The sequence below is a fragment of the Streptomyces sp. NPDC057623 genome (assembly GCF_042800355.1).
Classification (GTDB): Bacteria; Actinomycetota; Actinomycetes; order Streptomycetales; family Streptomycetaceae; genus Streptomyces.
Window position 1 is genome coordinate 17,893 of record NZ_JBHVGZ010000100.1, and the last position, 10,447, is coordinate 28,339.

A 10,447-nucleotide genomic window follows, 5' to 3' on the forward strand; every position below is an offset into this window, starting at 1 on the left:
CAGGTCGGGCCCAGGGGCGGGCGAGGGTGGGAAGTGCCGGGGAGGGCCGGCGGGGAGAGCGCGGCTCTACAGAGCGGCGTGGAGGGCGGTGGCCATGGGCAGGCCGATACCGAGCCGCATCTTGAGCTGAGCCGCCGTGATGGATTCGCCGTGCTCGGCGCGGTGGGACGCGGCGATGGAGCGCGCTTCGGTCAGCAGCGGCTCGGGGACCTTGACCGCAGGCACAGCAGGGGAGGCAGACACGGCGGGTGTGGCCGGGCGGGACTGCACGGGAGCAGGCGCCGGAACGGGGGCCGGTTCCACAGCGGTGGCCGGAGGCACGGAAGTTGAGGCGGGTTCCGTGTCGGCAGCGGGCTCCTGGTCGGTGGCGACCGTGTGGAAGGAGCGCAGGAGTTGTGGGCCGACCGCTCCCCAGCCGAGGAGCAGCAGTGGGGCCACGGCGTCTACGGCGGCTCGGCCGTAGTGCCCGGCGACGAGGGGCTCGGCGACGTTGAGGGCCAGGGTCAGCAGGCCGGAGAAGTGCATCAGCCGGGTAGCGGCCTTCATCTGCTCGGCCGGGACGCCGCGCAGTGAGAGGTAGCGCAGGGCTACCAGGAGGCCGACTACGGACAGGTCCACCATCGGGGCGATGAGCGGTGCGATGGGGGCGGGGACGCCCAGGCGCAGGGCCAGGGACCAGACGTTGCCGAAGGAGAAGACGAACGCCAGCGCGGCGATGACGATCAGCACGGCGGTGATGGTGCGCTGAGTGATCCGGTCCTCAGTCATGGATGTTCACCTCCTTTCAGGGGGAAGCCACGAGGGGTCTGGCGGGTCAGGCCGCCATCGGCGGGGTGGTGCTGCCCGGGCCGGGCTTGGTGAGGCCGACGCCGGGGCGGTGGGCGTTGAGCAGGTCGGCCGGGTCAGCGGTGAGGTGGGCGGTACGGGCGGCGATGGAGGCGGAGTCCTTGCCGGACACGAACGGTGTGCGGATGCGGGTGAAGCCGGGCTGGGACTGGTGGTTCATGGAGGCGACGCCGACGTAGGAGCGGTCCTGGAGGTTGATCGGGTTGGCGTCGGACCACTCCCGGATGTCCTCACCGAGCGCGGCGACGGCAGCCTCGGCGGTCTTCTGCGCGAAGGACAGACCTATGGGGCACACGTCGCGGATGAACGTCGGGATGGCGTCACCGGTGGACTTCTGGGTGGCGAGGATGACGAGGATGCCCATGCTGCGGCCCTTCTTCACCAGGTCCTCAACCAGCCGGGCGTTCTCGGCCGCGAGCGCGGCGAGCTTCTTCGTCTTGGGGTCGCTGCCCTTGTGGTCGCGGAAGTAGGTGTGCGCCTCATCAATGATCACGACGACGAGCGGCCATGCTGCGGACGGGCCGACCTCCCACATGCTCTGCACCCCGAGGATGCCCTCAGCGGCTGAGACACGGGCGCGGCGCAGGTCCACCAGCCGCCGGAACAGGGCGTTGGCCTCTTCGAGGTCATCGCCGACGAAGTCGAACATCCGCTTCACGAGGTGCGCGTAGTCGCCCTCCCTGGCGGTGGACACCTTGCCGTCGGCGCACACGAACTGAATCGCGGGCGAGGGTGCCCAGTCGCAGATCAGCCGGTTGATGAGCGAGGTCTTGCCGAAGCCGGGAAGGCCGGCCACGGTCACGCCGGGCACCTGTGTGAGGTCGACGGACACCGGCTGTGCGTACTCGTCCAAGCCCAGGTCCCACCGGGCGATCCTGTCCGGCTCCTCACCCGTGGGATGGTGCTCGGTCTTGAACTTGAGCGGATCGAGCCGCACACCCCGGATGACCACCTGTCCCGGCTTGTCCTGGGTGACCGCGACCCGCGTGCACCGCCAGGCATCGGCCAGGTGCGGGGCCGCCTTCTGGAACTGTTCCAGGCCGACGCCGGGCAGGCAGTTCGCCCGTGCGATCACCCCGTACATGTCGTGCGTGACCTTCAGGGCGGGGACCAGGACGCGGGGCTTGACGGGCTTGCCGTCCGTGTTCGCGAGCGAGGCCATCGCGGTCGGGGTCTTGTCCGTGGCCGACAGCTTCAGCATCGGCGCGAGTCGCTTCCAGGTGCGCCGCACGCGGATGGCCTGTCGGATGGACTGCCGTGTCATGGCGTCGGCGCGTATGTAGCGGACCACCCACCACACCGACCAGCACACCAGCCCGGCCAGCACCAAGCCGACCACCAGGGGCCCGTAGCCGAAGGCCCCTTCCACCGGATCGGTCAATTCCTTCATGTGTCGTTCTCCTGAGAGCTGTAGAGGAAGGCCACGAGGGCCGATTTGAGAGCCGTCCGGTCAGCCGGGGCGGAGGGGCGAGGGAAGCCGTAGCCGACGAGCACGGCCGCCACGGAGTTGACGAGAGGTTCGGTGAGCAGGGCCTCCGGCCCGGCGTGAGGCAGGGGGTAGCTGCGCTCGACGCCGGACCGGAATGGGGTGCCGCCGCTCACGCTGCTTCAGCGGCCGGAGCCGAGGCCGGGGCAACCAGGTCCAGGCGGTCGGCGCGGTAGGCGATGCCGTCCGAGAGCTGACCGTTGAAGATCCGCGCCCACGGGGTGGCGAACAGCTCCACCGGCATCACCGGCAGACCCGGCTTGAGGCCATTGGGGAGACCGCTCGCCGGAACGGTGATCTTGAGCGCCTCGGCGCGGTCCTCCTCCATGAAGAAGAGGGTGATCGTCTTCAGCTGCTCGCCGGTCTCGCGGTCCAGGGCGAACTGGGTCTTCTCGGCGTCCGAGTACTTCGGCACCGGCATGGTGCCGACCATGAACGACGCGGTGGGGAGCAGGCCAACACGGATACGAGCCATGGGGTTACGTCCTTTCGGTAGGTGATCCGCCGGGGGTGGCGGAACGACACCTATAGAACCTCGGTGACCTAGCTGTGTCAAGTCATGAGTGTCAGCTAGGTCTGCCGGGTAATCCAGGTGAGTGTGTCAGATGGGTGTGCTAGGGCAGCTAGGAGTCGCTACCCTGATGGGCATGACCCCCGCGCCAGAAAAGAAGCAGGACCGTCGGCCGCCGTATCAGCACGCAGCCGACGAGCTTCGGCGCGACATCAAAGAGGGCCGATTCAAGCCCGGCGAGCAGATGCCGTCCGTCCGCGAGCTGCAAGAGCGCTTCGGCGTCGCCAACATGACAGCAAGAAGCGCCCTGAACGTGCTGCGGGATGAAGGACTGATCCATACCATCCACGGCCGGGGCAGTTTCGTCACCGACGCCAGTGACCTCACGGGCGAGTTCAGCATCGACTACCACCCGCCGGCCTGGTACCTGGCGAGGATGAGTCCAGACGAGTCGGACGACGAGGCCGGAGACGGGGAGGCCGGCAGTCCGAAGATTGCGTACGCCATCTCCCGCAAGGGGGAGGCTGGCAGCCCCGAAACTGCCGAGCCGTCCCCCGTCGAAGTGCTCGTCGCATTGCGCGAAGAGATCCGGAAGCTCAGCGCTGACCAGCAGGAGCTGCGCCGGGAAGTCGAGGCCCTGAAGAAGGCTCAGCAGCCGCAGCCCTGAGCTTGGCAACGTCCTGCCGCATCTCGCTGGTTTCGAGCCGGAGCCTTGTCACCGTGGCCATCATCTCGCGGACCAGTGCAGACAGCTCTGACGCATCTCCGCTGTGCATGGTCCCCAACTCCGCTTCGCCGCCTACGTGCTTGGTCATATCGCCCTGTTCCCCGTCGTGCCGTTGATGCCGTCCTTGCTGATGAGGCCGGGGCCAGCTCGCACTGATCGGCAAGCAGGGCTTTGGCCTGTCGGGCAATGTCTACCGGCGAAAGCGGACACCCCCTCGAAGCGTGGAACCGCCCTCCCGCTGGATGAGGCGGAACGTTTCCTCAGTGGCCCGCGTGGCGGGATGTGGAACCAGCCTCCAAGCCCTGCGCGGACAAAGCGAATCCCGCCGCGCAAGGCCGGGGAAGGCCAGTGAGCCTGCATGCATCCCGCTGGATCCTGTTGGGTCCCGCTCGACCCTGCTGGACCTGACTGGATCCGAAACGGCCTGCGACCGACCCCGCCCCACGTAGCGCACATCACACGCCTCCTTTCGTCTGTCGGGGAGCATCAATGATCCGGAGAATCACCGGTTTTGCTAACCGGCACTTCCGTGCTATTTTCCGCCGCTCTTCTCGCTGTGGATCGCCTATAGGGGTGTCCGAACCGGCAGCGGTGTGACCCCTTCCTCTGTGATCCATGCCACTTCTCTGCACTGGACTTCGAGGGCAGCCGTCCCCCGCTGTCACTTGCTACAGGTCGCAAAAACCCCACCGGTGTGACACCTCCTTCTGTGAGCTGGGTCACTCGGTCCAAGTGGCCCCCTTATCCACGGAAGGGGAGTGGGGGGCAGGGTGATGTGACGGGCGCGTTGATCACGAATGCATAACGGCAGGTGCTGGGTGTTGCTCCGGTTCATGACGAGAACTGTGCGGCCCTCAGCCTGTGGATAAGTTCCGCCGACTGCCAGAACTAATGGCCATCAACGCGGGCATAATGGAACATAGTTGCTTCGAAGCTGCGGACAGCTGGGAAGGCGAGGTCAGCGCATGGTCGTGCGACCGGCCACGGGCCCAGGGCACCGGAGCTGTTCAGAGTTTCTTTACTGGATCAAGGCGGCCCGCCTACGGCGGGCCGCGGGGGGGGGGGGGGGAAGAGAGAGAGGGAGGGGGGGGAAGAGGGAGGGGGACGGTTGTTTGCGTGTGGGTGGGATCTGTGTGTGGGGGCTTTGTGGGGGGGGTGGGGGGGGTGGGGGGGTGCGCTTGGCTGTGGGTTGGGGGGGCGCTGTCTCCCGCGAGCCCTGTACGAGTGCCCGGCGGTCGCACTCACGCACGCGTGGCTACGATGGGCCAGCCGGTGGCGAGCAGAAGCCGCACGGCGCCACACCGACCCTCGGGAAGGCCATGCTGAACAAGTACGCGCGTGCATTCTTCACGCGTGTCCTCACACCGTTCGCCGCGTTTCTGATCCGGCGGGGCGTCAGCCCCGACGCGGTCACGCTCATCGGCACGGCCGGTGTGGTCGCGGGCGCGCTGGTCTTCTACCCCATGGGGGAGTTCTTCTGGGGCACGGTCGTGATCACGCTGTTCGTGTTCTCCGACCTCGTCGACGGCAACATGGCCCGCCAGCTCGGCCGCTCCAGCCGCTGGGGCGCCTTCCTGGACTCCACGCTCGACCGGGTCGCCGACGGCGCGATCTTCGGCGGCTTCATCCTCTGGTACGCCGGTGGCGGCGACGACCTCGTCCTGTGCGCCGTCTCGATCTTCTGTCTGGCCAGCGGCCAGGTGGTGTCGTACACCAAGGCCCGCGGCGAGTCGATCGGCCTGCCGGTCGCGGTCAACGGCCTCGTCGAGCGGGCCGAGCGCCTGGTGATCTCGCTGGTCGCGGCCGGGTTCGCGGGCCTGCACAAGTTCGGGGTACCCGGCATCCAGTACCTGCTGCCCGTCGCCCTGTGGATCGTCGCCGTGGGCAGCCTCGTCACGCTGATCCAGCGGGTCGTCACGGTCCGCCGCGAGTCCGCGGAGGCGGAGGCGGCGGCCGCGGCGGCCGCGAAGGACAAGCCGCAGAGCGCCTCTCAAGGGAGCGAGGCCGCCAAGTGAGTGCCCAGGAGCGCCTCACGGACGCGCTGTACGGCCTCGGCTGGGGCACCGTCAAGAAGCTCCCCGAGCCCGTCGCCGTACGGCTCGGCCGTACCATCGCCGACCTCGCCTGGAAGCAGCGCGGCAAGGGCGTGCTGCGGCTGGAGAGCAACTACGCGCGCGTGGTGCCCGACGCGAGCCCGCAGCGCCTCGCCGAGCTCTCGCGCGCGGGCATGCGGTCGTACCTGCGCTACTGGATGGAGTCCTTCCGGCTGCCCGCCTGGAGCGCCGAGCGCATAAAGAACGGCTTCGACCCCAAGGACGTCCACCACCTGACCGACGGGCTGGCCTCCGACCAGGGCGTCATCCTCGCCCTGCCGCACCTGGGCAACTGGGATCTCGCGGGCGCCTGGGTCACCACCAAGCTAGAGACCCCGTTCACCACGGTCGCCGAACGCCTCAAGCCCGAGACGCTCTACGACCGCTTCGTCGCCTACCGCGAGGGCCTCGGCATGGAGGTCCTGCCGCACAGCGGGGGCACCGCCTTCGGCACCCTGGCCCGCAGACTGCGCGACGGCGGCCTGGTGTGCCTGGTCGCCGACCGTGACCTGTCCGCGTCCGGCGTCGAGGTCGAGTTCTTCGGGGACACGGCCCGGATGCCCGCCGGCCCGGCGCTGCTGGCCCAGCAGACGGGGGCGCTCCTGCTCCCCGTCACGCTCTGGTACGACGACTCGCCCGTCATGCGGGGGCGCGTGCATCCCCCGATCGAGGTACCCGAGGCAGGTACCCGGGCGGAGAAGACGTCTGTCATGACACAGGCGCTGGCAGACGCCTTCGCCACGGGGATCGTTGAACATCCGGAGGACTGGCACATGCTCCAGCGCTTGTGGCTCGCCGATCTGGAACCACGACCGGCCGACGACGCGTCCGGGGAGCGTCCGTGAAGATCGGGATCGTCTGCCCGTACTCCTGGGACGTGCCGGGCGGCGTCCAGTTCCACATCCGCGACCTCGCCGAGTACTTCATCCGGCTCGGCCACGAGGTGTCCGTCCTGGCCCCGGCCGACGACGACACCCCGCTCCCGCCGTACGTCATCTCAGCCGGCCGCGCCGTCCCGGTCCCGTACAACGGCTCGGTCGCCCGCCTGAACTTCGGTTTCCTCTCGGCGGCCCGCGTCCGCCGCTGGCTGCACGACGGCGAGTTCGACGTCATCCACATCCACGAGCCCGCCTCGCCGTCCCTCGGCCTGCTGGCCTGCTGGGCGGCCCAGGGCCCGATCGTGGCGACGTTCCACACCTCCAACCCGCGTTCCCGGGCGATGATCGCGGCCTACGCCATCCTTCAGGCGGCCCTGGAGAAGATCAGCGCCCGCATCGCGGTGAGCGAGTACGCCCGCCGCACGCTGGTGGAACACCTCGGCGGCGACGCGGTCGTCATCCCCAACGGCGTCGACGTGGACTTCTTCGCCAAGGCGGAGCCCAACCCCGAGTGGCAGGGCGACACCGTCGGCTTCATCGGCCGCATCGACGAGCCCCGCAAGGGCCTGCCGGTCCTGATGAAGGCCCTGCCGAAGATCCTCGCCGCCCGGCCGCAGACCAGGCTCCTGGTGGCCGGCCGCGGTGACGAGGAGGAAGCGGTGGAGTCCCTGCCCGCCGAACTGCGCTCCCGTGTCGAGTTCCTCGGCATGATCAGCGACGAGGACAAGGCCCGCTTCCTGCGCAGCGTCGACCTGTACGTCGCCCCCAACACCGGCGGCGAGAGCTTCGGGATCATCCTCGTCGAGGCGATGTCGGCCGGCGCCCCGGTCCTCGCCTCGGACCTGGACGCCTTCGCCCAGGTGCTCGACCAGGGCGCGGCGGGCGAGCTCTTCGCCAATGAGGACGCGGACGCCCTCGCCGAGGCGGCGGTACGCCTCCTGGAGGACCCGGCCCGCCGTACGGAGCTGCGGGAGCGGGGGAGCGTGCATGTGCGCCGCTTCGACTGGTCGACGGTCGGCGCGGACATCCTGTCGGTGTACGAGACGGTGACGGCGGGCGCGGCAGCGGTGGCCGCGGACGAGCGGGCCGCAGGCGGCGGAGGCAACGGATTGCGGGCACGGTTGGGGTTGGCGCGGGACTGAAGCCCGTGCTCGGCACCGCAAGCTGTGCCGAGGCGCCGGCCCGCGCTCGTCCAGCCCGAGGGCAACGCCGGCCGACCCGTCGGCACCGCGACGCCCCGCACCCCACCCGCCTCACCCGGCAGGGCTAGGCTCCGCCCGTGACCGCAACTCTCATCTGGATCCTCGTAGCCCTCGTCGCGATCGGCCTCTACCTGAGCTGGACCGCGGGTCGTCTGGACCGGCTGCATGCCAGGATCGACGCGGCACGCGCCGCGCTCGACGCCCAGCTGCTGCGCCGCGCCTCCGTGGCCCAGGAGCTGGCCACCTCCGGCGTACTGGATCCGGCCGCGTCGATCGTCCTGTACGAGGCCGCCCACGCCGCCCGGCAGGCCGAGGAGGAGCAGCGGGAGGTCGCCGAGAGCGAACTGAGCCAGGCGCTGCGGGCCGTGTTCGCCGAACCCCAGCAGGTGGAGGCCGTACGGGAGGCCCCCGGAGGCGAGGAGGCGGCCCGTGAGCTGACGGAGGCGGTCCGCCGGGTACCGATGGCCCGACGCTTCCACAACGACGCCGTACGGGCGGCCAGGGCCCTGCGACGGCACCGCAAGGTCCGCTGGTTCCGCCTGGCGGGCCACGCCCCGTTCCCCCTGGCCTTCGAGATGGACGACGAGCCCCCGGCGGCCCTCGCGGACCGGTCTGCCTAGGCCGTGCCGAAGTCGGGAATCGTGAGGGAACCGTCCTCGGCGAGGGTGAACCCGGGATTGTGCGCGATCTCCCAGGCGTGGCCGTCCGGGTCGGCGAAGCAGCCGGAGTAGAAGCCGACGGCGTTGGTGGCGGCGGGCTTGGTGACGGTCGCTCCGGCCCGTTCCGCGGCCTTGAGCAGAGCGTCGACCTCGGCGTCGGAGCGCACGTTGTGGGCCAGGGCGATCCCGCCGAAGCCGATCCCGGTGCCGTCCGCCAGCCCGCAGTCCCGGGCCAGCTTGTCGCGGCCCCACAGGACCAGGGCCAGTCCGCCGGCCTGGAAGAAGACGGTCTCCTCGACCTCCTGCCCCCGCCAACCCAGGGCCTCGTAGAAGGCCCTGGAGCGGGCCACGTCGGAAACTCCCAGCGTGACCAGGCTGATGCGCTGTTCCATGCGGTGTCCCATGCGAGGACACTAACGCGGCCACGGGCGCCGCACAGGTCCGCGACAGGGCGCGCAGACGGAGGGAAAACGATCCACCGCCTCACTATTGGCCCTTGAAGTGGCCCCCACCCCTCACGTTTCCTCGATGCTTGCAGTAGCCCCCTTTTCACCGAGCGAGGTCACCCGTGTCCATCTCCGAAAACCAGGCCCCCGAGACCGGCACCGCGCGCGTGAAGCGCGGCATGGCCGAGCAGCTCAAGGGCGGCGTGATCATGGACGTCGTCACGCCGGAGCAGGCGAAGATCGCCGAGGACGCGGGCGCGGTCGCCGTCATGGCCCTGGAGCGGGTCCCCGCCGACATCCGCAAGGACGGCGGCGTGGCCCGGATGTCCGACCCGGACATGATCGAGGGCATCATCGAGGCCGTCTCCATCCCGGTCATGGCCAAGTCCCGCATCGGCCACTTCGTCGAGGCCCAGGTCCTGCAGTCCCTCGGCGTGGACTACATCGACGAGTCCGAGGTCCTCACCCCGGCCGACGAGGTCAACCACAGCGACAAGTTCGCCTTCACCACCCCCTTCGTCTGCGGTGCCACCAACCTCGGTGAGGCCCTGCGCCGCATCGCCGAGGGTGCCGCGATGATCCGCTCCAAGGGCGAGGCCGGCACCGGCAACGTCGTCGAGGCCGTCCGCCACCTGCGCCAGATCAAGAACGAGATCGCCAAGCTGCGCGGCTTCGACAACAACGAGCTGTACGCCGCCGCCAAGGACCTGCGCGCCCCGTACGAGCTGGTCAAGGAGGTCTCCGAGCTCGGCAAGCTCCCGGTGGTCCTGTTCTCCGCCGGCGGTGTCGCCACCCCGGCCGACGCCGCCCTGATGCGCCAGCTCGGCGCCGAGGGCGTCTTCGTCGGCTCCGGCATCTTCAAGTCCGGCGACCCGGCCAAGCGCGCGGCCGCCATCGTGAAGGCGACCACCTTCTACGACGACCCGAAGATCATCGCGGACGCGTCCCGCAACCTCGGCGAGGCCATGGTCGGCATCAACTGCGACACCCTCCCCGAGACCGAGCGCTACGCCAACCGCGGCTGGTAAGCACACCCCAAGGACTGCACGTACATGACTGACGCACCCGTCATAGGTGTCCTGGCCCTCCAGGGCGACGTACGGGAGCACCTCATCGCCCTGGCCGCGGCCGACGCCGTGGCCAGGCCGGTGCGGCGCCCCGAAGAGCTCGCCGAGGTCGACGGCCTCGTCCTCCCCGGCGGCGAGTCCACGACCATCTCCAAGCTGGCCGTCCTCTTCGGAGTGATGGAGCCGCTTCGCGCGCGCGTACGGGACGGAATGCCCGTCTACGGCACCTGCGCCGGCATGATCATGCTCGCCGACAAGATCCTCGACCCGCGCTCGGGCCAGGAGACGATCGGCGGCATCGACATGATCGTGCGCCGCAACGCCTTCGGACGTCAGAACGAGTCCTTCGAAGCGGCGGTCGACGTGCAGGGCGTCCCGGGCGATCCTGTGGAGGGCGTCTTCATCCGCGCCCCCTGGGTCGAGTCCGTCGGCGCCGAGGCCGAGGTCCTCGCCGAGCACGACGGCCATATCGTCGCGGTCCGCCAGGGCAACGCACTGGCCACGTCGTTCCACCCGGAACTGACCGGCGACC

General features: G+C 69.6%; 12 protein-coding genes. 7 read left to right on the plus strand and 5 right to left on the minus strand.

Annotation, left to right across the window (positions count from 1 at the left end):
* Positions 1 to 66: 66 nt before the first annotated feature.
* From ACFU95_RS46760 to ACFU95_RS46775, 4 genes are read right to left on the minus strand one after another with little or no spacing between them, the layout of a single operon-like run.
* Positions 67 to 768, minus strand: coding sequence for a DUF2637 domain-containing protein (locus ACFU95_RS46760; RefSeq protein ID WP_383842546.1), 702 nt, complete (start codon positions 766 to 768; stop codon positions 67 to 69).
* A 46-nt stretch (positions 769 to 814) separates the two neighbouring features.
* Positions 815 to 2,236, minus strand: coding sequence for an FtsK/SpoIIIE domain-containing protein (locus ACFU95_RS46765; protein WP_383842548.1), 1,422 nt, complete (start codon positions 2,234 to 2,236; stop codon positions 815 to 817).
* Positions 2,233 to 2,448: a hypothetical protein gene (locus ACFU95_RS46770; RefSeq protein ID WP_383842551.1), complete on the minus strand. Its 216-nt coding sequence runs from the start codon at positions 2,446 to 2,448 to the stop codon at positions 2,233 to 2,235. The genes ACFU95_RS46765 and ACFU95_RS46770 overlap by 4 nt, the downstream gene beginning before the upstream one ends.
* Positions 2,445 to 2,807 (minus strand): hypothetical protein, encoded by a 363-nt coding sequence (locus tag ACFU95_RS46775; RefSeq protein WP_383842554.1) that lies wholly within the window; start codon positions 2,805 to 2,807, stop codon positions 2,445 to 2,447. The genes ACFU95_RS46770 and ACFU95_RS46775 overlap by 4 nt, the downstream gene beginning before the upstream one ends.
* 172 nt (positions 2,808 to 2,979) lie before the next feature.
* Here ACFU95_RS46775 and ACFU95_RS46780 point away from each other — a divergent pair, with 172 nt between their 5' ends.
* The 5 genes from ACFU95_RS46780 to ACFU95_RS46800 all read left to right on the plus strand — a co-directional run bounded on the left by ACFU95_RS46780 (position 2,980) and on the right by ACFU95_RS46800 (position 8,363).
* Entirely contained in the window at positions 2,980 to 3,510 is a 531-nt protein-coding gene (locus tag ACFU95_RS46780; RefSeq protein ID WP_383842556.1) for an SCO5717 family growth-regulating ATPase, read from the plus strand.
* A 1,379-nt stretch (positions 3,511 to 4,889) separates the two neighbouring features.
* Positions 4,890 to 5,585, plus strand: coding sequence for a phosphatidylinositol phosphate synthase (gene pgsA, locus ACFU95_RS46785; protein WP_383842559.1), 696 nt, complete (start codon positions 4,890 to 4,892; stop codon positions 5,583 to 5,585).
* Entirely contained in the window at positions 5,582 to 6,508 is a 927-nt protein-coding gene (locus tag ACFU95_RS46790) for a phosphatidylinositol mannoside acyltransferase (protein WP_383842562.1), read from the plus strand. Before pgsA ends, ACFU95_RS46790 begins: the two co-directional genes overlap by 4 nt.
* The gene (locus tag ACFU95_RS46795) at positions 6,505 to 7,683 is read left to right on the plus strand and encodes a glycosyltransferase family 4 protein (RefSeq protein ID WP_383842565.1); all 1,179 of its coding nucleotides are present in this window, start codon (positions 6,505 to 6,507) and stop codon (positions 7,681 to 7,683) included. The genes ACFU95_RS46790 and ACFU95_RS46795 overlap by 4 nt, the downstream gene beginning before the upstream one ends.
* 137 nt (positions 7,684 to 7,820) lie before the next feature.
* On the plus strand, positions 7,821 to 8,363 hold the full coding sequence (locus ACFU95_RS46800) for a hypothetical protein (protein WP_383842568.1): 543 nt from the start codon (positions 7,821 to 7,823) through the stop codon (positions 8,361 to 8,363).
* Here ACFU95_RS46800 and ACFU95_RS46805 read toward each other — a convergent pair.
* Positions 8,360 to 8,794, minus strand: a complete 435-nt coding sequence (locus ACFU95_RS46805; RefSeq protein WP_383842583.1) for a VOC family protein — start codon at positions 8,792 to 8,794, stop codon at positions 8,360 to 8,362. The genes ACFU95_RS46800 and ACFU95_RS46805 overlap by 4 nt on opposite strands.
* A gap of 176 nt (positions 8,795 to 8,970) precedes the next feature.
* Here ACFU95_RS46805 and pdxS point away from each other — a divergent pair, with 176 nt between their 5' ends.
* On the plus strand, positions 8,971 to 9,876 hold the full coding sequence (gene pdxS / locus ACFU95_RS46810; RefSeq protein WP_383842571.1) for a pyridoxal 5'-phosphate synthase lyase subunit PdxS: 906 nt from the start codon (positions 8,971 to 8,973) through the stop codon (positions 9,874 to 9,876).
* Between the two features lie 24 nt (positions 9,877 to 9,900).
* Positions 9,901 to 10,447 (plus strand): pyridoxal 5'-phosphate synthase glutaminase subunit PdxT (gene pdxT, locus ACFU95_RS46815; RefSeq protein ID WP_383842574.1); only part of this gene is annotated, 547 nt, incomplete at its 3' end.

What these genes read in the sequence shown, in the direction of transcription:
- ACFU95_RS46760 (WP_383842546.1), bottom strand. Translation starts at nt 768, where the DNA reads ATGACTGAGGACCGGATCACTCAGCGCACCATCACCGCCGTGCTGATC.
- ACFU95_RS46765 (WP_383842548.1), bottom strand. Translation starts at nt 2,236, where the DNA reads ATGAAGGAATTGACCGATCCGGTGGAAGGGGCCTTCGGCTACGGGCCC.
- ACFU95_RS46775 (WP_383842554.1), bottom strand. Translation starts at nt 2,807, where the DNA reads ATGGCTCGTATCCGTGTTGGCCTGCTCCCCACCGCGTCGTTCATGGTC.
- ACFU95_RS46780 (WP_383842556.1), top strand. Translation starts at nt 2,980, where the DNA reads ATGACCCCCGCGCCAGAAAAGAAGCAGGACCGTCGGCCGCCGTATCAG.
- pgsA (WP_383842559.1), top strand. Translation starts at nt 4,890, where the DNA reads ATGCTGAACAAGTACGCGCGTGCATTCTTCACGCGTGTCCTCACACCG.
- ACFU95_RS46805 (WP_383842583.1), bottom strand. Translation starts at nt 8,794, where the DNA reads ATGGAACAGCGCATCAGCCTGGTCACGCTGGGAGTTTCCGACGTGGCC.